Origin of the sequence: Reichenbachiella sp. 5M10, assembly GCF_002742335.1 — a bacterium.
Classification (GTDB): domain Bacteria; phylum Bacteroidota; class Bacteroidia; order Cytophagales; family Cyclobacteriaceae; genus Reichenbachiella.
Genome location: NZ_MDGR01000007.1, coordinates 1,397,156 through 1,419,388, shown reverse-complemented (window position 1 = coordinate 1,419,388; position 22,233 = coordinate 1,397,156). Strand labels below are relative to the sequence as shown.

Annotated in this window: 17 protein-coding genes; 9 read left to right on the top strand and 8 right to left on the bottom strand. The window is 47.6% G+C overall.

Annotated elements, in window-relative coordinates:
- The first annotated feature begins 152 nt into the window (after window positions 1–152).
- The 3 genes from BFP72_RS05735 (at window position 153) to BFP72_RS05725 (ending at window position 3,819) form a co-directional block, all read left to right on the top strand.
- Window positions 153–1,073, top strand: a complete 921-nt coding sequence (locus BFP72_RS05735) for an ROK family protein (RefSeq protein WP_099598226.1) — start codon at window positions 153–155, stop codon at window positions 1,071–1,073.
- 55 nt (window positions 1,074–1,128) lie between these two features.
- Window positions 1,129–2,361, top strand: coding sequence for a glycoside hydrolase family 88 protein (locus BFP72_RS05730; RefSeq protein WP_099598225.1), 1,233 nt, complete (start codon window positions 1,129–1,131; stop codon window positions 2,359–2,361).
- 132 nt (window positions 2,362–2,493) lie between these two features.
- Complete coding sequence (locus BFP72_RS05725; RefSeq protein ID WP_073120194.1) at window positions 2,494–3,819, top strand: sugar porter family MFS transporter; 1,326 nt, start codon at window positions 2,494–2,496, stop codon at window positions 3,817–3,819.
- Between the two features lie 407 nt (window positions 3,820–4,226).
- Here BFP72_RS05725 and BFP72_RS05720 read toward each other — a convergent pair whose 3' ends face one another.
- From BFP72_RS05720 to BFP72_RS05705, 4 genes are all read right to left on the bottom strand, one after another.
- On the bottom strand, window positions 4,227–6,215 hold the full coding sequence (locus BFP72_RS05720) for a glycoside hydrolase family 97 protein (protein ID WP_099598224.1): 1,989 nt from the start codon (window positions 6,213–6,215) through the stop codon (window positions 4,227–4,229).
- 142 nt (window positions 6,216–6,357) lie between these two features.
- Complete coding sequence (locus tag BFP72_RS05715) at window positions 6,358–7,788, bottom strand: glycoside hydrolase family 30 beta sandwich domain-containing protein (protein ID WP_099598223.1); 1,431 nt, start codon at window positions 7,786–7,788, stop codon at window positions 6,358–6,360.
- 52 nt (window positions 7,789–7,840) lie between these two features.
- Window positions 7,841–10,195, bottom strand: a complete 2,355-nt coding sequence (locus BFP72_RS05710) for a peptide-binding protein (RefSeq protein WP_099598222.1) — start codon at window positions 10,193–10,195, stop codon at window positions 7,841–7,843.
- Between the two features lie 73 nt (window positions 10,196–10,268).
- Window positions 10,269–11,639, bottom strand: coding sequence for an alpha-L-fucosidase (locus tag BFP72_RS05705; RefSeq protein WP_099598221.1), 1,371 nt, complete (start codon window positions 11,637–11,639; stop codon window positions 10,269–10,271).
- 433 nt (window positions 11,640–12,072) lie between these two features.
- Here BFP72_RS05705 and BFP72_RS05700 point away from each other — a divergent pair, with 433 nt between their 5' ends.
- From BFP72_RS05700 to BFP72_RS05675, 6 genes are all read left to right on the top strand, one after another.
- Entirely contained in the window at window positions 12,073–12,675 is a 603-nt protein-coding gene (locus BFP72_RS05700; RefSeq protein ID WP_099598220.1) for an RNA polymerase sigma factor, read from the top strand.
- Complete coding sequence (locus BFP72_RS05695; protein WP_073120212.1) at window positions 12,672–12,977, top strand: hypothetical protein; 306 nt, start codon at window positions 12,672–12,674, stop codon at window positions 12,975–12,977. The genes BFP72_RS05700 and BFP72_RS05695 overlap by 4 nt, the downstream gene beginning before the upstream one ends.
- The gene (locus tag BFP72_RS05690; protein ID WP_099598219.1) at window positions 12,970–13,446 is read left to right on the top strand and encodes a hypothetical protein; all 477 of its coding nucleotides are present in this window, start codon (window positions 12,970–12,972) and stop codon (window positions 13,444–13,446) included. Before BFP72_RS05695 ends, BFP72_RS05690 begins: the two co-directional genes overlap by 8 nt.
- A 95-nt stretch (window positions 13,447–13,541) precedes the next feature.
- A complete protein-coding gene (locus tag BFP72_RS05685; protein WP_255397161.1) occupies window positions 13,542–14,516 on the top strand; it encodes a YHYH protein in 975 nt (324 codons plus the stop codon).
- 9 nt (window positions 14,517–14,525) lie between these two features.
- Window positions 14,526–15,155, top strand: a complete 630-nt coding sequence (locus tag BFP72_RS05680; protein WP_099598217.1) for a DUF6702 family protein — start codon at window positions 14,526–14,528, stop codon at window positions 15,153–15,155.
- 69 nt (window positions 15,156–15,224) lie between these two features.
- Window positions 15,225–15,560: a hypothetical protein gene (locus BFP72_RS05675; protein WP_099598216.1), complete on the top strand. Its 336-nt coding sequence runs from the start codon at window positions 15,225–15,227 to the stop codon at window positions 15,558–15,560.
- Between the two features lie 106 nt (window positions 15,561–15,666).
- On the opposite strand, the gene BFP72_RS05670 is transcribed toward BFP72_RS05675, so the two are convergent.
- Genes BFP72_RS05670 through BFP72_RS05655 form a run of 4 tightly spaced genes read right to left on the bottom strand, consistent with a single transcriptional unit; the run spans window position 15,667 to window position 22,232 of the window.
- Complete coding sequence (locus BFP72_RS05670) at window positions 15,667–15,876, bottom strand: hypothetical protein (protein ID WP_099598215.1); 210 nt, start codon at window positions 15,874–15,876, stop codon at window positions 15,667–15,669.
- Between the two features lie 21 nt (window positions 15,877–15,897).
- Window positions 15,898–17,535: a sulfatase gene (locus BFP72_RS05665; protein ID WP_099598214.1), complete on the bottom strand. Its 1,638-nt coding sequence runs from the start codon at window positions 17,533–17,535 to the stop codon at window positions 15,898–15,900.
- 25 nt (window positions 17,536–17,560) lie between these two features.
- Complete coding sequence (locus BFP72_RS05660) at window positions 17,561–20,293, bottom strand: hypothetical protein (protein WP_221406482.1); 2,733 nt, start codon at window positions 20,291–20,293, stop codon at window positions 17,561–17,563.
- Between the two features lie 10 nt (window positions 20,294–20,303).
- Window positions 20,304–22,232: a hypothetical protein gene (locus tag BFP72_RS05655; RefSeq protein ID WP_099598213.1), complete on the bottom strand. Its 1,929-nt coding sequence runs from the start codon at window positions 22,230–22,232 to the stop codon at window positions 20,304–20,306.
- Between the last annotated feature and the right edge of the window lies 1 nt (window position 22,233).

The window sequence follows — 22,233 nt, the reverse complement described above, 5'->3', positions numbered from 1 at the left end:
AAAGGATGACTTTGGAGTGACTAAAATATACTTCTATCGAAATAACTTTTCGTTTAGAGATTCACATCACCCATGTCTAGCCGTTCATCACCGACTACAAACCAGATGAACATTTGCTAATTAAATAGATTAGAATCATTAAGCTCCCAAACATGGAAGAAGGAATACTGTGGGGAATCGATCTGGGTGGCACCAAAATAGAAGGGGTAGTACTCGATCAGTACAACGACAACAAAGTACTCTATCGAGAACGAATACCTACTGAAGCCTCCAAGGGCTACCCACATATACTCAATCAAGTCAAAAAACTGGTGGATTCGATGGTAGCACATCATGGCTGTAGACCTACTCGTCTAGGTATCGGCACTCCAGGCACAATGAATCGACACAGTGGCCTGATGAAAAATTGCAATGCTACAGCCATCAATGGGCAGCCCATGCAAAAAGACCTTACAAATCTGCTAGGTATAGAAGTCAAAATGGCCAATGATGCCAACTGCTTTGCTTTGGCAGAAGCAAAATTGGGAGTGGTCAAACATCATTATCCCGACGCTCAAGTAGTATTTGGAGTCATATTGGGCACTGGTGTAGGCGGTGGGTTGGTCATCAATGGACACATCATCAATGGGCACCATGGTATCGGAGGAGAATGGGGGCACAATTTGTTGTCTGGTATGGAGGGGCGCCCGTGCTTTTGTGGCAAAGAAGGAGACAACGAAAGCATACTATCAGGCCCATCGCTCGAATGGTACTATCACCAAAAAACAGGAACGCAAAAGCCTCTCAAAGAAATCATCGAACGAGCTAGAGCAAAAACTGACTCAGTCGCTATAGATACACTCGACAGACTGACCGATGGATTTGCCCGAGCAATCAGTGTGGTCATCAACATCGTGGACCCTGATGTAATCGTGATAGGCGGAGGTGTAGGCAACATAGACGAGATCTATACAACGGGAGCATCTCGCATCCCTGCGTATGTTTTCAATCACGAATTTCAAGCTCCAATAGTCAAACCTGCACTGGGAGACAGTGCAGGCGTATTTGGTGCCGCATTTTTAATCGAAGAATAAATCAACACAGAGGTTCTTGATAGCAAAAGGCCACAAGAAGAAATAAATAATTATCATGAAAAATTCCATTTTGATCGTTGTCCTCGCTGGACTACTTGGCCTGGGATGCCAACAAAAGCAAAAAGAAGTATTCAACGTCGACCAGCAACTCGACTACTGCGTGGCACAAGCCAAAAAAACACTCCAACAGTTGCCCAACGACTCGGCTTCTATCCCTAGAAACATCCCACACGACAGTGATGAATGGACATTGGTCAAATACAGAGACTGGACCAGCGGATTTTGGCCTGGTACGCTTTGGTACCTCTACGAATACACAGGAGATACTGAATTGAAAAACGCTGCAGATCAATTCACCATGTATCTAGAGCCTCTGTCTGTAGAATCTGCCACGGATCACGACCTTGGATTTCAAGTATACAACAGTGCAGGCAACGGCTATAGACTGACGCAAAACCCTGAGTACAAAGAAATGATCCTAAAAGCCTCCGATACACTGGCTACATTGTACAATCCGGTAGTCGGTACTATCCTGTCATGGCCTGTAAAAACAGAATTCCCTCACAACACGATCATTGACAACATGATCAATCTGGAAATGCTTTCATGGGCAGCCAAAAATGGAGGAACAGCTTCACTGGAGGAAATTGCCGAAACGCACGCTGACAAGACCATGGAAAACCACTTCAGAGATGACTATTCGGCGTATCATGTAGTAATCTACGATACCATCAACGGTGACAAAATCAAAGGCATCACACACCAGGGCTATGCTGACCACACCATGTGGGCCAGAGGACAAGGTTGGGCAGTATACGGATACACGATGATGTACCGCGAGACCAAGGATCCAGAATACTTGAAAACAGCACACCAAACAGCCCGTGTATATTTGGATAGACTACCCGAAGATTTGATCCCCTACTGGGACTTTGACGCACCCAATATCCCCAACGAGCCAAGAGATGCATCTGCTGCCGCTTTGGTCGCCTCTGCCCTATTGGAACTGTCCAAATACAGCGATGAAGAACTGGCACAAGAATATGTAAGCAAAGCCACTGCGATGCTAGAGGAATTGTCCACCAACTACCAAAGTGGCAACAAAAACTCGGCTTTCTTGCTCCACTCCACAGGACATAAGCCCAACGGCTCTGAAATAGACGCATCTATCATCTATGCAGACTACTATTATGTAGAAGCCTTGCTGAGGCTAAAAAAATTGCAACAGGGAGAACCAGTAGTCAATTCTGTATTGGCCAGTTTCGAGCCAGAGCAGAACAAGTCATAATCACAGCAACAATTTTTTCGCCCAATATACAGAACCGACAATTGTCCAAAACCCAAACGTGGGATTCGGACAATGAACCGGGGATGGAATGTTGGTTCTGAATGGGTGAAAACCTGACAACAACAAGACAAGATGAACAAAAGACTAATATATTATGCAATCGTAGTAGCCATGGCCGGATTTCTATTCGGTTTTGATACCGTGGTGATATCGGGAGCCAATCTCCCCATCAAAGAGCTATGGCAAACCTCCGAATGGTTTCATGGCACATTCATCATGTCCATGGCACTCTGGGGCACCGTGATAGGTGCTTTGTTTGCGGGTTTTCCTACGGACAAATACGGACGAAAGAATACCCTAATCGGTATCGGTGTTTTGTATTTTGTTTCGGCAATCGGATCAGCACTCGCACAGGATCCATACCTCTTCTCATTTTTTAGATTTGTCGGTGGATTAGGTGTTGGTGTTTCCTCTATCGCCGCTCCTACGTATATTTCTGAAATAGCCTCAGCGAACAACCGGGGCAAATTAGGTGCTCTCTACCAATTCAATATCGTCTTTGGTATTTTGATTGCCTTCATCTCCAACTACCTGCTCGAAGGAGTCGGTGGGGCCAACGACTGGCGTTGGATGCTCGGTGTAGAAGGTATCCCTGCCTTGATCTATATGCTCTTGGTATTTGGGATTCCCAAAAGCCCAAGGTGGCTCGTCCTGCACCAAAACAACAAAGAAGCAGCGATGGAAGTACTTCAAAAAACATCTAGCCTTGAAGAAGCACAAAACATATTGGAAGACATCGTCGCAGATCAGCAGCCTGTAGGTAGCAAAAGAGAACAGGTTTTCTCCAAAAAATACCGTGTTCCACTCTTACTGGCCTTCTTGATTGCGTTCTTTAATCAACTCTCTGGTATCAACTTCATCCTCTACTATGCACCAGAGATTTTAGAAAAAGCAGGATTTGCTACTTCAGACTCCTTGTTTAGTTCCATCGCCATTGGCTTAGTCAACCTCGTATTCACCATTGCTGGGATGTACCTGATCGACAGAGCAGGCAGAAAACAGCTGATGTACATTGGATCGATAGGCTACATCATCAGTCTATTCATGGTGGCTTTTGGCTTTTATACAGATGCGTCGGCAGGGTTCAAACTTGCCTTCATTCTGATGTTTATTTCCTCACATGCCATTGGACAAGGTGCCGTGATCTGGGTATTCATTTCCGAAATATTCCCCAACAATGTACGTGCTTTCGGTCAATCTTGGGGCTGTGGTGTACACTGGGTATTTGCCGCTCTCATCACCCTATTTGGTGCCGTATTGATCAATGTATTTGAACCATTTGTGGTCTTTGCCTTCTTTGGTGGGTTGATGGTACTCCAACTGTTCTTTGTGCATCTGATGATGCCTGAGACCAAAGGAAAGTCACTAGAAGAATTGGAAAAAGAACTGATAAAATAACCTAGACCTTGAACTTCTTCCTTGTAGTAAGTAATGTTTTTAACTGTTGATTTATTGGTAATAAGTTTAGTAAATAGTAAATAAAGTTCGAGGGTCTAAGGTTATTTGAGGCTATTTCTCATCCGAGAAATAGCCTCTTTATTTTTGACACCCACCCATTTTGTCTCTGGGATCAGATGTCAGCATAGTAGAAATATAAATCTTCAAAGGCTGGCTTTCGAAAGCAGACTTCCCATGTCATGAGCAGTCGGATGCATCGACTGCTTCGACAAAAGCACTCTATTATCCCCCATGCTAACAGGATGCGCTATTGCATCAAAAAGCCATACAGAAACAGCGTCTGTATGGCTTGATAAACTTTATTAGCTCTCCTTAAGTAACCTACTTCTAAGTTGAAAACCGTCTTCTCATCTCAACTCGATTGACATAGCAAATCCTGTATTGGCTTCCAGCTGTAGTACCAATTGATCTTCAGCAGTTAACTCCAACTCTTCTATTTTCACATGGGTACGAGTCTCTATCGACTCATCATCAGTATATAGTTTAGCAACATATTTTTGTCCTCGATCGAGAAAAGAAAAATCTAAATTCACCGCTCTTGCCTCTGGGCCAGATATCCCTCCTATGTACCAACTTCCCCCTTTACGTCTAGCGATTACCCCTAGTCTGGCAATCTCTGCTTCCAGCACCTTGGTCTCGTCCCAGGTCGTCGGAACTTGATCAAAAAACGCCAGCTCCGGCTCATTCCCTATGTGCTTGGTATCACCCCATAGACCATCCAACTTTTCTGGAGATGCAGCGGGCTTGTCATACCAATAGAGAAATTGCAAAGGACTGAACAAACACACTGTTTTGGCTAGCTGAGATGCATGAGAGCCCATCGTCTCCACGCGCTTGTTGTAGTAGCACACGGTATTGTCCGCAGCTCCTGCCAGCATACGCGTAAACATGGTAATCAGTGTATGTTCATTGCTTACGCTGGTTTCGTCACCTGCTATTCCTTCCTGAGTGAGAAGATTTGGATAAGTTCGCGAAAAACCGGTTGGTCGGTACTCGTCGTGCACATCTACGACCATTTGATACGCTGCAGCTTTGGCTATCGCCTCGTGCAGCCAAGCGGTGGCTTGCTGATCTCCCACTCGTACGAAACCAAATTTGACCCCCGAAATTCCCCACTTGGCAAACAAGGGCAACAGTTCATCCAACTGTCGCTCCAGAGAGCGTCGGTTGACATAGAGCATAACCTTAATTCCTTTGCTTTTGGCATAAGCTGTCACTGCTTTCATATCGAATGGCCCCTTGGATCGCTTAGGATCCAAAGTCACAGTCGTAGCATCCGAACTGTCCTTCATCTCATTGCCATACCATCCAGCATCAAAATGCACATACTGCATCTGATGATCTGCCACAAAATCGATGGCAGCCATAGCTCCCTGAGTAGTCAGGGTTGTTTCTCTCAAAACCTTGCCAGGTTCTATCCAGGATTCGTCCTCTATTGCGCTTGGAGGGTTGAGGTTTTGGATCAGATAGTTTTGTTCTAGCAACTGGCCATGATCATCGGCCAGCATTACCACCCGCCAAGGTGACTGTAGAGGTAGGTGGGCTTTCACCTTCGAATGCCCTAGACGTTGACTCTTCAGCGCTCCAGTGACCGTATCCTGCACTGTCCGTACCATTTTGCCATCCAGATTGGACAAGATACTCAAACCACCTGCAGGGTCTGCCCTAAAACTAAGTCTGGCAAAATCTACCAGCCTAGCTTCGGCCAAAGCTACGACCTGACTGTCCTGCTCTATGACCAATGGGCGTTCGGCCCCATACGGCAACTCACTCAGTGGCACACGACTATACTCCCCCTGTGCGGTCAGTTTGCCCGGCTCACGCTCGGGGGTCGTCCATACAGGAAAATCCTGTTCAAAACGGTAGTGGATCAGCTCATCGTCGATGGCAATATCCTCCAGTCCGTTTTGTTTAGGGATTTGATAAGAAAAAGCGACACCTTCGTCATAAGCACGGCAAGTCAGCAATACTTCTGCCCTTTCGCCTTTTAGACGAAAACTAGCCTGGCTATATCGGTTGGGTACTTGGCTCAACTCACCAAAACGAGTGGTCCATTCTTCCTCTACCGAAACACGCCCCAATTCACTAATCTCTACCTTAGAACCAAAGTCCAAATCCTCTGTAAGCAACTGCAGCGAAGAAGGCAAAATCACCTGACGACCTTTGTAAAGCACCGAAAAATTCACCAAGCCACCTTCCACCTGACTGGCAGGGCTCAATACGATCTCACTATTTCCATTGGGAGAGGCCAACTGTAGTTTTTGTTCCTCGTCACAACTAGTTAAAAACATCACTAGCCCGAATACTATCAAAAGTGTTTGTTTTACTGTTTTCATATTTTATTGTCTACATAAAGTCTGAGCAGTAAGTAATCGTAAACCAAACGAGCAGATTACATGTTGTCAAACTATCCATTTTTGAGAAGTAAAAGAGACTAAAAAAGGCTGAAGGACACCCCCTCAGCCTTCACTCGAATTACTAATAATTACTTATGGTCACGGTGCTGATCGATCTAGGCTTTAGGTCCAGATTGACCTTCTGGTCTCCAATATTCACGGTGCGGAGGCTGTTTTGCTCCGCGCCGTTGTAGAGTAAGACGACCACTGTCCCGTCTGCTTTCTTGAAAGCCAATTGGTTTTTGCCTTCAGATTTCAAAAAACGATCTCCAGGCTGTACAAAGTGAGAGATATGCTTGAAGAGGTAATACTCGTCGGTGTATTTCACTTCTTTGCTATCACGATCTACTACGACCATGGAGTTTTGCGGCCAGCCCCAAGCACTGCTGCCTGTCTCGTCGAGGATCATGTTCCAATACATATAGGAGCCTGCTCCGCTATTGATGTAGTGCAGCAGATCTTTCCATGACCTTTCCACAGAAGTCCAATCGTTTTCGTGCTCACCACATTTGTTTTCGGTCTGCATGTATTGGAGCTGAGGGTATTCGTCATGAATCGTGGCTATCGCTTTGGCGCCACCCCATTGAAATCCTACACCTGCCAAATACTGCTGTGCTTTTTCGTTGTTCAACACTGTCCTGACATAATTGGGATCAGAGGCATTGACGCTGCCCAACCATATCTTTGATGCCACCCCGTCTTTCTCAAACTGTGGTCCAAGAAACTCACCAATAAAGTAGGCCATATCTTCTGGTCTCCAGGTACAGCTCGGCCAGTTCGGCTGGAAGGCGATTTCATTTTGTGGCATGATGGCAAACAATGGCACCCCTTCATTGGCATAAGCCGATACGAACTTAGAGAAATAAAGAGCGTAGGCTTCCAGGTATCTTTCTTGCATTTTGAAACCCGTCGCATTGTTCAAAATTTTCGCTCCCGGGTTCATCTTGTTTCCATCTTTGGCATTGCCAAATTCGCCGTTTCGCATCGCGTAGTGCTCATTTACCTTCATCCAGGCTGGTGGAGACCAGGGCGACCCCCATACTTGCAAATCAGGTCTGACCTTCAAGGCCTCTTTGATAAAGGGGATCAGTATATATCTGTCCCGATCAATATTGAAGTCTCGCATGGCAAAGTCCTCTGGCACGTCGTTGGAACTATAGTAGCTCAGGGCATAGTCACTGGCGCCAATAGGAATGCGGCACATGGAAAAGTTGGCTCCATCCTCCGAAAACATCTCCTGAAAGACTTTGTCTGACTCGGACTGTGGCAAATAGGACAGTGCGTCCCAACCTAGTTCGTTGAATGCCCCACCAAATCCATCCATCTCCTGCAAAGTCTCCTCAGGGTAGACTGATATGGTATTTTCGGCAGTAGCCTCAGTTTTGGTCATAAACTTCTTGGGCTCCACCCATCGCTGGCTCTCGGTGGTATAGACCATATCCACATTCTGCGCCATGCTCCCCATCGAGAGACACACGCCAGCCCAGATACCTATTAGACTATATTTTCTCATTGTTCTTTCTTTAATCGTTATTTATCAACTGTCTCCCTAAAGAGATAGGTCATCACTTCATGCGGTACCGGCGCTCTGCCTGATTGCGCATCACTACGAGCGCTGCTTTCTCTTTGTCCAGTCTTTCCCAGTCGAGGGATAAAAAGTCATCGACGGTTTTGATCTTCACTCCGTCCACTTCCAGGATCACATCTTCGGTCTTCAACCTGAGCGGTTGCGCTTGTCGATCCATGATCTTGAGTACCATCACACCGGCGATCTCTGGCAGCCCGGTAGCAGACTGTTCTGCCATGGTTTCGATACTCTTGAGCTTCATGCCGCGCCATAGCACCGAGTTGACTACCGCCTGCTGGCTGGCCATGTCTACATCCGGTACTTCTGGGGTTTCGGCCAGGGATTTCAATGCAGGAACTTGCACCCCAAATTGATCCATCGGGAAATTTTCAAAACCTACAGCCAATGCCGGCGAGCCTTCTTCCACACGATAGTCCAGGCTGGCTGGATCTACAAAGAGCGGGTCTCCAAATCGACTCGCAGAATCCAATCCCTTGCTTAGAGATAGCTGCAAAGCATCCTCATTCGTAAAGAAATTTTGGTCGATCTCCTTGCCCCAACCACGCTGGCTCACGTCCTGGTGTGCCTTCATGGCGATATTGTGACGAATCACGTCTTCGGAGTTGGCAAACCACACATGTGGGTGCATTCCATTGTTGACCATCACGTTGTTTTCTACCACCCGATCAAATCCTTCACGCAGTTTGATACCGCCATTGAGGCAAAGGTTGTTGTAGATATGGTAATTGGACGAGCCATCGTCGAGATCGATATCCCAGCCATGGTCGCAGCGGAAACGGTTGTTGCGAATGATGGTCGTATGGATGGCGTCCCAGCCTGTCATGGCGCGATTGGTCATAGTCAGGCTGTCCATGTATCGACGGTTGGGGTGCCAAAAGCGGTCGCGTCCCCAGGAGTTGAACGAGCCGTGATCGCCCGTTTCCAGCACGGTATTGAACACGTCGTTGTACTCCAATACATGCCCCCCCCAGGTACCATCACCGATGTTGATACCTGCACGGGGCACATCGTATATGCTGTTGTTGCGGACAGTGATGTTCATGGCCATGGCGATCTCTACACCAGCCGTTTGTTTTTCTAGCCGACCGATACGATAGATCAGGTTATTTTCGGCGACACAATTTTTGGGGTACTCGTTGCTTTGCGGACCTTTGACGGTGTCCATCTCTGCCACCGGCACAAACTGCCCGTAGCGAAACGAAGGTGACCGTACAGCAGAGGCCTCTCCCACGAAGCAAATAGCACTGGCTCCACATTCGTGGATATGGTTTTCGGCTATGTCGATCTGGCGATTGTAGCCACTTACGAAAATCACATTGCCTCCCAGCTGGGTAAACTCACAAGCACGCAGCTCACAGTTTTCGGCTCCTTCGATGAAAAATGCCGCTCCTCTGAAGATCGACCAGTCGCTGCGGAGCAACTGCTCGTACTCGTTCATAAAAGTACGACGGGTATGCTCGAACTTGATCCCTGATATACTAATGTCTGACACAGGGTTTTCTTCGCTTCCCTGGATGGAAATGAGGTTTTCCAGAACAGCTCCCTCAAAGGTAGCAGTGGCCATATCCAGCCCTTGCTCCGGCCAGTAGTACAGTTTGTTATTTTCTTGATCCAGAAACCACTCGCCCGGGCTGTCGAGTTCTTCGAATACATTTTCGACCATCTGGTACTGGTCGTGCGGCGCTGAGGGTCGGTTGTTTTGGTGTCCACCCTCTAGGATGGCCTGGCCCGTACTGTCTACTCCTGCTATCTGGTAGTGGAATCCTCCCCATCTACCACGGTGCATGGCATGAAAGTAGGCTCCTTCGGGATGCGACCAAGTACGGATGCGCTCAGGCGCGATGGCATCAGCGGCATGTCCCTGCCAGTCGCCACCCTCCTCGTCGTAGTTGGGATAGCGAGCGAGAATCTGTCCTCGGCCATTGGCATAAAACTGATCGAAATCTACACCTTCAGGGATGGGAGCTACCTGTATCTTTCCTTGATAGGTTTCCCATTTCAAGTCTAGGAGTACAGAACCCTTGATACTGACCTGATCGCTACCCGCTCCAATGATGTCCAGTCCGCTCTGGGCGGCAGATAATGCAATAGGTTGAGTCAATCGGTAAATCCCGGCTTGTAGATGTATGGTAATGTCCTGAACTCCTTCCTCCTCCATGTAAAGTTCGGCCACCAGCAGGGCTTTTTCGATCGAATTGTAGGGATCAGTGGCAGATCCTGTGCCCATCGCCTGACCTTCGGGATTGACATAGATGGTTCGGCCCGTCTCTGAACAGCTCCACAGCAAAGCAACTAACGCCCATAGCGGTAGATAGTAAATAAAAGTCTTCATAAGAAAAAAAGGAGAATATGAGTCAGCCAACTGCCAGGGCAAGCAGTCAGCTATTACTCATTCAAACAACTAATTAATATTCTATTTTGATCACAGTCGCGACTGGGTCTACAACCTCAGCTGGCAGCATGATCACAGACTGGTCTGCATCCCACTCCAAGATAGTCGCAGAGTCAGCCAACAGGGTGATTTTCTTCGGCTTGATTTCGGTATTGATCACCAATTGGCCATCTTCTGGCCACTCAAATACATGGGCATAGACTATCCCGTCCTTAGCCGTATATCTTCCCCACTCAGGTCTTTCGTAGGGACTCGCCTTAGCTCCATAAATCGCTTCACCATTTACTTTGGTCCACTTGCCCATGTCGGCCAGACGCTCTACACTTTCGGGCGGGAAGTTCCCCTTCGGATCAGGCCCTACATTGAGCAGAAAATTACCTCCTTTGGACACGATATCGACCAGCTTCTGGATCAGATCTTCACTGCTCTTCCAGTTGGTGTCGGATGGCTTGTAGCCCCACGACCCGTTCATGGTCATACAAGCTTCCCAATCCGCATCAATACCTGTATCAGGAATTTCCTGCTCTGGTGTCCCGAAATCTCCCGCAAAGTTGCCTTCTTTGTCCATACCTTCCATGCCATTGCGACCTTTGTCCACACGATTGTTGACGATCGTACGAGGTTGTATATCCAGGATCATGTTATACATCTCCTTGCCCATCTCTGTGGTATAGTCAGGAATCCAATCTCCATCGAACCAAACTACACCTATGTCTCCATAGTTGGTCAGGAGCTCCTGAACCTGCGGTTTCAGGTAGTTTTCGTAGTATTTGGGAAACTCAGGATTGAAAACGGTCTGGTCTTTCTGTCCCGCGTTGTAATTGGGGTACAGTGGCGCTTGAGCCTGGGGGTGGTGCCAGTCTACGATCGAGTGGTAGAAGCAAAACTTGATACCTTCCTTCTCACAAGCCTCTGCCAGCTCCTTGATGATGTCTCTCTTGAAATCAGAGGCATCCATGATGTCATAGTCCGTCACTTTAGAATCCCACAGACAAAAACCATCGTGATGCTTAGAAGTAATCACGATGTACTTCATTCCTGCATCCTTGGCCATGGCTACCCATTTGTTCGCGTCAAAATCTGTCGGATTGAACTCAGCGACCACTTCTTTTTCATAATCTTCGATGGTATAGTCCAGCTTGTCCATGATCCACTCGGCACCACCACCACAAATGGTATCGCCACGCTGACCTCCTGGCACTGCATAGGCACCCCAGTGGATAAACATCCCGAATCCGGCATCTCGCCACCACTCCATACGCTCATCATCGCTGATGACTACTTCCTCTTCTGTCGCTTCCTTATTTTCTTCTTTCGCTTTTTGCTGACATGCCGCTCCGAATATCAACAGAGCTGCGCACAAGTAATTCAATGCTTTCTTCATCTTAATTTTTACTATAATAATTGTATCCCTAAGTATAAAAAGTGAAGGTACGACCTATTCTGATCAAGCCTAAATCCAACCCACTACTTCGTCAACTATATCTACTCGCAAGTTCAACAAAAGCAAAGCGGATGCTTATAACTATTGTGTCTGAACCAATCAATTATCGTTCAATGTAAAATAATCTCCATTTTTCTCTAGAGCAAGAACTAAAAAAAACCATGGTTATAAATCCAACAATGTATGGCCGTAATGAGCAGTTCTCCTAGGCTGCTAGCCAAAAAATACCTTCTGGAAAAAGAGTAAAAAACACCGTAGAGATACTGGAGGAGCATCTAGGTAAAAGCAATCATTAGGGTTTACGAAAGCTGCTTTTTCATTTACTTTGCAAAACGTAGGCCAATTGGGGTGATGTATGGACCAGCCACATTGAATGATCGAAGAAAACAAATGTATAGAAGCCATCGCAAATGGCAGCCAAGAGGCACTAGAGCAACTATACACCCACTATAGTGATCGCGTATACAACACATTGATCAGCTACACCAAAAACACTGAAGATGCCGAGGAGCTATTGCAAGATGTTTTTGTCACGATCTATCATACCGCACATAGCTTTCAATTCAGCTCATCGATCAGCACCTGGATTTACCGTATCGCTGTAAACAAATCATTGGATTTTCTACGAAAGAAAAAAAGCCAAAAAAGAGCAGGCATCTTCACCTCCATTTACCTCAAAAACAGTACGGAGATCAAATATGAATCCCCCGATTTTGTACATCCCGGAGTAAAGCTAGAAAACAAAGAAGATGCTAAATTGCTCTTTCGTGCCATCGACAATCTTTCTGAAAATCAAAAAACGGCCTTCATCCTGACTCAAATCGAAGGTCTACCTCAAAAAGAAGTAGCAGAGATCATGAATCAAAGCAGAAAGAGCATAGAATCACTGGTACAACGTGCCAAACAAAATTTGAAACAAGCGTTAGAAAAACACTACCCAGACCGAGGGATCAAAAATAAAAACACGTCGAAATGAACATGGATAAAGACAATCGCATAAATGAGATCATGAACAGCCTGGAAGGGATACAAAGAGCCAAAGCTCCTCGTGACGGTTTTGCGAAGATTGAACAAGCACTGTCTGAGAAGAATCGACAACTCACACCTCTAGGTCCTTCTACTCCTAACTGGATCAAAGTAGCGGCAGTGGTTGCACTATTAATTTGCCCCAACATATGGGCGGCTTCTAGTTTTTTTAAATCTTTCACTTCCAGTAACACAACAAATGACGCATACCCCCAATTGATTAATGATTTCAACTTGTACGCATATGAATAACAAAACATACAAAATCGGTTTTTTCGTCTTGCTCGTCATCAATATAACCTGGGTGTCGCTGTTCCTATTTCGTCCCAAACCTCCCCAAAGACAGAATGACATCAAAGACAAAATCAGTGAAGAACTGAACCTAAATGAGGATCAAAAAAGAATATATGACGGAATGGCCATGCAACATCGCCACACGCTTCGAGGCATTGATCTGCAAGAAAGAGAACTAATCAAAGCGTTCTTCAATCAACTACTTACCAACGGTACAACAGCAAAAGAAAATGTTCAACTAGATAAAATTCTCCAACTCGAGGAAGAAAAAATCATGGTCACTTATCGTCATTTTGAGGAGCTCAAGGGACTGTGTGACGAAAAACAAAGCCTGCACTTCGACAGTGTATTGAAGAGTATTTTGCCCCTCCTGCTTGAGGATGACCAACAGGGCAAAAGGCCTGACAAGCCTCCATTTAGACCGTAGTAGCTTAACTAGGCCACAACTAGCCTAGGAAATTTTTCACTCCTATGGCGAGGGATAAAAAATCTGTGCACGTCTAAATGACTAAAACACAAGACATGCAAAAGATTCGATTGATTATGACCTCAGTGCTACTAGCTACTGTGATGCTATCAGCCAATAGTTGTAAAGATGAAAACAACACAACAAATTTCAATCATGACACAGAAATAGGCACCATAGTAGATGTAGATTCTGAGCTATTCCTCCAAGGCACGACGGTTACTGTAGTAGACTGTACGCTTTCGAATGGTACCACTACTACTTGTTATCAAATCATAGCTAGCACTCCTACAGATCATGAAATGGGCCCTTGGTGCCCTGACAACATATCCGATGATGCGGAGGCTGGAGGTATCTGGATAGAAAATGGAGAAGTATACGACGTAGACGGAGCATTCATTGCCAATATGGCCAACTTCTACAGCGACGACACCTGGTTGATGTATGACGAAAATGGAGACGTCTACGTGACCAATACCGAAACAGACTGTATCAATGCAGCCAATCCCGATGTGGGAGAAGATTACAAAAACTATTGCGTAGAATGTATCCCCGACTACATCACTGAATTGACCCGCACTTGGTTGATCCCGACTACACCGGTCAAACTTACTTCCTACGAATACTTTGCGGGCATGGGACCCAACTCATCTGGCCCCTTGGTAAGAGGTATCGCTTTCAATGGCGTAGAATTTTCCGCTTCCGCCCCAGTAGACAACATATTGAGTGCCTATACCTTGGCGCCTTTTGATGATGCAGGAGGACACATCAACGTACACCAAGGCTATCACTACCATGCCGCCACAGGTAAATCTGCACAAATCTCTCAAGAAGACGGACATGCTCCTATGATCGGATATGCCATTGACGGTCACGGCATATTCGCACAACTCAACGAAGACAGCACAGAACCCGATGATCTGGATGCCTGCCGAGGACACTATGATGACACTAGAGGCTACCATTACCATGTAGATGCTCCCGGTTCCAATAATTTCATCAACTGTCTGTATGGTGCATACATCTATTAAAAGAAGGACATGAAGAAAATAACTTTGTTCTTGTTGGGCATAGTGCTTTTGCTGAACTCAGCAAAAGCACATCAAGCTGATATCTCATCAATCACACTAGTACAGCACAATGAACAGTGGACAATGCAACTAAATGCAGCAGCGGCAGCTTTTCAATATGTAGTAAAGCAGCAATTTGGAGAAAATGCATATACCACTGCGGAAGAATTTAATCAGTTGCTAGTGAATCATCTACGTAAGTCAATAGATCTTCGAGTCGATGGCAAGCAAGTAGAGGTCGGTCATGGTTTTGTACAACTCGCTCATGCAACTTCTGTGATCTTCGAACTGCATAGCATCCCCGTTTCGATACAAGAAATTTCAATTCAAAACCAAGCATTCAAAAACATCCATCAGAGCCGCAGCCTATTTAGTATTTCTAAAGAGGGTTTGGAAAAGAAAGCTTTTGTACTCCATAAAGAAAATAACTATCGCCTTGATCTGGCTCTTCAAGACAACGCAATAGTCGAAAACACACAAAAGGCTACACAATCATGGCTAATGCTACCCAGTTTGGCTCTATTGGTAGGATTTGCTGTGTATTTTCTATGGAGAGGGGCCTACAAAAGGAAGGGATTGACAGTGACTCACCCGTCATAAACTTACTTTTTCGATTCAATATCGAGGGATCAAGAAAAGACTCACGTCTAAAAGAAAAATAAAAATAACATGAAAATTACAATCAAAACAATGGCGCTTGGTGCACTGATCATAAGCTTCACTTCATGCGCCTCTCAAAAAAATCAAAGCTCCAACAACGAACAACCCCGAATGTCACAGCAAGGTGGTGGTGGACAACAGGGAGGTCGTCAACAAGGGCCTCCTAGCTATGATCAACTACTCTCCGAAATGGATGCGAATAAAGATGGCATGCTAGCCAAGGATGAAGTTTCTGGCCCTTTGGCCAATGATTTTTCAAAGATAGACACCAATGAAGATGGTTTTCTTTCGGAAAGTGAAATCAAAAATGCTCCTCGTCCACAAAGAGGAGGTGGACCTAGATAAGTACTCCGAAAGACTCATCATTCAACTGACATTACCCAAAATTGATGCAATAATATAATGATTTGGTTGGAGATGGTTTAGGTCGGGGTGTACACCCCGACCTTCTTTATTTTCCATTGGACAAGAACATCGCCGCAGGCAAACCTTCTCTATTGTAGAGGTTGACGCCTATGGGATTGGAAGCGCAACCCCAAATTGGTACTTCGCTGTTGCGCTGCAGCACTATGCCGTCTGCAACTAGTGAATGGAGCGAGATGTCTGCTTGCGCCAGCACAGGCGCAAGCAAAAACAGTAATCCAATCTTTAGTCTTTTCATACGTACATACTCTTCAATATTCTACCAAAAATCATTACCCTTCTCGATCTGCATGTTTTTGTACTTTTCGATAAAGACACTGTCCAGTTCGGGAGAGTCTTTGTACTTCGCACGCAGTTCGGTGAGTTTGTCTTTGAGCTCTGCGACTACTTCGGCGTAGGCTGGATCGTCATAGACATTGTTCATTTCATTAGGATCGTTGAGGCGATCGTAGAGCTCCCACTCGTCGATATCGTAGTAGAAGTGCGCCAGCTTGTACTCCTTGGTCACGATACCGTAGTGCCGCTTGACCATGTGCACGCTCGGGTACTCGTAGTAGTGGTAGTAGACGGCATCTCTGTCCCATTGCTCCTTGTTGCCCGTGAGCAGCGGCATCAGGCTCTCGCCCTGCATGTCGCTCGGCGCATCTATGCCAGCCGCCTCCAGCAAGGTCTGCGCAAAGTCCAGGTTTTGCACCATTTCGTTTTCTACTACACCGGCTTTTATCTTTTGCGGCCATCTCACCATCAGTGGGGTTTTGAAGGATTCGTTGTAGATAAATCGCTTGTCGAACCAGCCGTGATCTCCGAGATAGAAGCCCTGATCTGAAGTGTACACTACGATGGTGTTTTCTGCCAGGCCGCTTTCGTCTAGATAATCCAGCACACGGCCTACATTGTCGTCCACAGAAGATATGCAGCCCAGGTAATCCTGCATGTATCGCTGGTACTTCCATCTCATTTTCTCCTCCTCGGTCATGTTGGGCCAGTTTTGCTCAAAGTCGGCATTGATCTTATCAAGGATCGGGTCGTATTGCGCTTTTTGTTCGGCAGTGGCTCTCCCATACGGACCATAAAAACCGTTTTCGAATTCCTCTACTTTGGGAGAGGCCTTGTCACCCATCTCCTCTAGTAGTTCTGGTCTGATCTTGCTATCGTGGCTGTACATCATGTGTGTGAGCAAGTTCATCTCTGCAGTCTTGGCCGCTGTGCCACGGTTAGAGTAATCGTCGAACAAGGTCTCTGGCTCTGGGAATTGCTTTTGTGTAAACTCGGCAAACTTGTCTGCTCTTGGCCACCAGGGACGGTGCGGTGCCTTGTGCATATACATCATCATAAAGGGCTTGTCTTCGTCGCGATCTTCTTTGAGCCAATCGAGGGTCAAGTCGGTGATCACATCGGTCACATAGCCCATGATGGTGGTGTCACCCTTGGGCGTATTGAAGTCGGGATTGAGGTAGTAGCCCTGGCCCGGCAAGATCATAAAATCATCCACACCCTTGGGGTTGTTGCCGAAGTGCAACTTGCCAAACATGGCCGTCTGGTAGCCATTGTCCTGAAATATCTGTGGGAAAGTCACCTGCGTGGTATCGAAAGGCATCAGGTTGTCGATCTTGCCATTGATGTGCGTGTGCTTGCCCGTGAGGATCGTCGCTCTCGACGGAGCGCAGATCGAGTTGGACACACACGCGTTGGTAAAAAGCATCCCCTCATCTGCCAAGCGGTCGATATTGGGGGTCTGGAGCAGCTCACTGCCGTAGGCACTGATGGCCTGATAGGCGTGATCATCCGACATGATAAAAAGGATATTGGGGCGCTTAGGTTTGCTCGCTTCTTCCTTGGGCGTGCTACACGACCCTAGTGCCAAAACGCCCAATAATAGTATCAATTGATTTTTCATAAATGAATATATTCTATTGTTCTCTTTAGTTTAATGCTATTTCGCGGTACTCTCCAGATTCAAAGTACTGTTCACCTTGACCCTGACTTATATTGACTGGCACTTCGTTGTGCAGGATCAATTTACCGCCTTTTTGAGTCAAAACCACATTCCCCTTTTGCTCTGTGGTGATTTCAAAGCCCTTTCCTTTGAGCGTGGTACCATTGCCCATGTAGCAGATCATATCGCCATTTTCTTCCGTTCCGATCAATGCGTAGCTAGCATCAGTCGCCATACCCTGATAAGTAGCCTCCTGCCCCTCTCGGCACGAAAACACAAAGTCCTCACGGCCCGACTGATGCGTCACCGCCACCCCTACAAACTCGGCATTTCCGCTCTCGTCTTCAAAACCATCGATGCTCGTGATCTGAGAGCCCTCGCCCGACGTGTAGGGCTCATACACCGCCACAAAGGGATGCTCCCAAGCCTCGCCATGCTGGCGCGCCGCAAAGGTGAGGTAGGGCTGCTTGCCTACCTCATAAGGCAAGCCTCCGCCCCCCTTGAAGGCCTTGTTTGGGGGACTCTTGATGGCAAAGACTTCACGGCCTTCGGTTCCCTTCATCCAGAGCTTCATCTTCACATCGTCTTCTCCCTCCGGCTGATCGATCGTCCACTCCACTTGATAGTCTTCATCGGTCTCCACAGACTGCTTGTCCCACATATAGTCGAGCGCATACAGATGCCCTCCGGCAAAGCCCATCTCATCGCTTGGGCTCAAGTCGAGCAACTGGCCTGACTCATCGGTCAGCTCCATCTGCTGCCCCAGATTGTGGTAATAGTAGTCGTGAAACTTGTCGCCCTTACGCTGCTTTCGTGAGCGGAATATGTCGATGTAATAACCCGTGGCCTCACCGGTCTTGACGATGCTGACCAGGCGGCTCTGATCGCTGCGGGTCTCTGGTTCGAGAAAAAACACATCCGAATAGGTAATATCCTGGTAATAGCCCGACCGCTGTTCGGACTTAGGATACTCCCCCATCAGATCAAAAGCATGATAACTCAGCATCTCGGTATAAGACGAGGCTCCATCGACCATCACCGTATTGTGTGCGGGAAACTGCGAATAGTACTCTAAGTATATCGGCTGTAGATAGCCAGCTCCCTTGCCTGGGTCTGCTCCCTGTACAAAACCCTTGCCGTAGAGCTCCATATTGATACCATTGGCGTGCATGTGATTGCCCAGCGAACCGTTGAGGGAGACCATCATGCCGTCACGTCCCTCACCCATGCGCTGGACGTGCCAGCTGACGTTGGGCGCGTAGAAAGTCTGCGTGATGTAGTCTGCCCTTTCGCCAGCGGCATACTTGGGATTGAGCGCTAGTGGCTTGGCCGCAAAAAAGGAAGCAATCTCAGGACGAACTTGGCGCTTGTCCTCACTTTCTCCCTCCTCAGCGAACAAGCGATACATGGCTGTATAGTCCTTTTCGCGCTGCTTGTCACCCGTCTGCTGGGCTATGCGGAACATATCGCTCATTGGCACTGTAGTGACTGGCCCGTAGTAGCTATCGCCGAAGGCCACCGTTTGCCCATTGGGGAAGAGATACTGAGGCAGCATGGTCACTGCGGCATCCATCACCGGCATGTAGGGCAGCAGGTTGTGATCGAAGGTGTTTTGAAAGTCCATCATAAAGTGGGTAAGGTCTTTGGTCACCCCCTGCGAGTAGCCGGGGCACTCCGCCCACACACCATTGTCAAAATCATAGCCATACTCCATAAACTTGGTGAGCGACCACTGACGCGCCGAGGTCTCGTTGAGGATGTAGTCGATGTAGTACTCTCGTCCTTTGCCATCGGCGTAATCGGCATTGTCTTGTAGCACCATGGCTGCTTTGAGGATGATCTTGGCCTGGTGCAGATTCCAGTTGTTTTGCGGTACGCCGTTTTTGATGATCAGGTCGTTCCATTTCTTGATGGTCGCTTCGTAGTATTCGATTTGTCCCAGGTGCTTTTGCTCAATATAGCTATGCAGGAAATCATATAGCTCCGCCACTTCGATCAGGGTACTCTCATGGATCACCTGAAAACAAGTAAGCCCGACCAGTGTCTGGATGTGTCCGTGCAGCAGATCGATAGGCTCGCTGCGATAGTACATCCCCATCATATAGGTATCGAATATGTCGTACGCAAATCGGGCGTATCGCTCATCCCCCTCCAACCAGTACAAGAAGGCTGCATTGCGTGCATAGCCCAGTATGCGCTGATTGTGACGGTGAATAATGCCTCCCGTCTCAGACTCATGCACCCACTCCATAGGGCGATCTTCTTTGGTTTTGTTGACCAGATAAAGCCCCCGCTCATCATCCATATAGGGCAGAATATCCTCAAGAGCTGGCATGGCATAGTCGGTCGTATAGTCTCGTGAGCCCGTATATCTTACGGTCGGCACAGGTGCCTCACCATCGGCGTGCGAGTAATAGATCCCCTCGACATACACATTACTCGCCTTGCTCTGCCAGTACATCATCAGTCGCGACACCATCCACTCCGGATCGCTGACATGGCGCTCCACATGCTCATCGATCCGCTCATGGATACCGGCCAGCACCTCCTGTGCCCAGGCCTCCTTTCGGATGGTTTTCTGCAGATCTTTTTTCTCCTCCTGCGTGAGGTAAATACGCGGGTAGCCTTGCTCCAAGTTTTGCGGCAAGGGGATTTGGGCTTTGCCCCAAAAGGATAGAGACAATAGTAGCGCAAGTAGTATTTGTGGTCTTATCTTCATGACTCGTTCGTTAATCTATGTTGCTCAAAGGGCTATATTTCACTATAAACTCTCCCCTTGTCAGCGGCTCTACCATATCTACTCCGATCCGGTAGGCGGGTGCTCCTTCGCGCAAGTGCTCGACTGGCACTTGCTCTCCACTGAGGTTAAACTCACCCCCAACTGCAGTAACTACGGCTTTCAGTCTCGCACCATTTTCAGTCAGTATCACGGTGCTGTCATCGATGATCTGGTACTCGCCCAGCGTCATGATGGCCGTACCAAAGGTCAGTGGTCGAGAAGCCACAAAACTATCTGCAATCTCAATCTCACCCTGACCAGACTTGTCATTGCTCATACGACGTGTGAGCTGCTGCAGCCCCTCCACCTCGTAGGCTGGTAGCAAGTTCATCTCTGCTCGGTCTACCTGATCTCCAAACTCGGTCATGGTGATTTGGCCTGCATATTCGATCCCGTTGGACTGTAGCTGCCCGTCGATCCTCGGCACGGGATGCCCCCAAGAGCTACGAGCCGGATTGGTCGGTGCAAAAGCCCCCGCAGTGTAGGACGGTGCTCCTATGTCTCCTGCAGGTAGCTGATCGCCCAGTGCGATCACATAGCTCCCTACGTCGCTGTGATTATGGTTTTCGGCATTGTGTCCCGCCTTGATCGCGATGGACAAAGGCTGCTCCTGCTGTCCTCGTGAGATGATGATCCCATAGTCGTCGAAGTAAGTATGATCAGGCAGTGAAACCTCCGCTGCTTGATCTGAAATGTAGTTTTGATAATCTGCACCGAGCACGATAGACTGCACGGCCTCATCGGGCTGGAAGTAGCTCGGCTTTTGCGAGCCGTAGTACTTGGCCGCCATCACGTAGGCAAAATTATGTTCACTTTTGACCCGAGTCACCCCATCCGAAAATGGCGCATAAAGACCAGGATGTATTTGATAAGTCTCTGGGAAGTTGGCCACCTTCCTCAGTTTCTGTGGATTATCAAAAGTGAATAGATCAATCTTTCCATCCGTATAGTCATAGAGTATCTCGGCCAGATAGAGGTAATGACCAAAGCCGTAACTCCAGTAGCCGGTACCCTCCGAGCAGTAGCCGTCATCACCAAATCCTGACATATAGTAGCGCATGCTGTTGATCGCGCTACCGATGGCCTGAAGTCTTTCTTCCTGACTATCGGAAGTCACCATGATACCAAACAGGGTACCACTCGTACAGACAGAGTTCCAATTGCTGGTACTGCGAATCCATTTGTTGCTTTCCGGCTCCAGTTCTTTGGTAGACTGCAGGTAGGAGTCGGTAATCCTCCATTGCAGCTGAGTCCCTATCTCTTGGCGCAGTGTGGCGGGCAGCTGGTCAGTCAGTACCGCATCGGCCAGGGCCAGCACCAAAGCGAATTTTCTCGCTCCCAGGTCGATCGACACTCTTTTTCCCTCCAGTACGGTATTATCCTTGTCGTCGTGGTTGGGGTGTAGCCAAGATTTCATCGCCAATATGGCCTGGGTATGCTCGACGATGGGGTCGAGGTAGCGTCCTTGGTTTTCCATGCACTCGGCCAGGATGTACTTCTCCAATCGATCCATGGTACGGTAGTAGCGCGGCTTGTAGATGCCACGGTTGCCCTCCCGATTGGCGCGGCGGTAGATTTCGTCAGAGATCGGGACTTCTGGCTTCTTGTCGATCAGCTCGGCAGCTTGACTGAGGTAGTATTGTCCCAAGTCAGTCTTGGCAAAATCTTTCCAATATCCTCGATCGGTATAGTCCGGCGCAGGCTGAAAGGCCTCTTCTGGCACGAGTCCTTTCAGCCTATCGAGCTGTTGTGCATTGGGATGTATGGCCGCTGAGTCTGCCAGCGAGAGGTATTCTGCTATATCTAGTGGTGTTTGCTCCTGAGGAGCGCAGCTATACAGTGCCAGAGCCATGAGGCCAAGTAGGATGAGCTTTTTCATG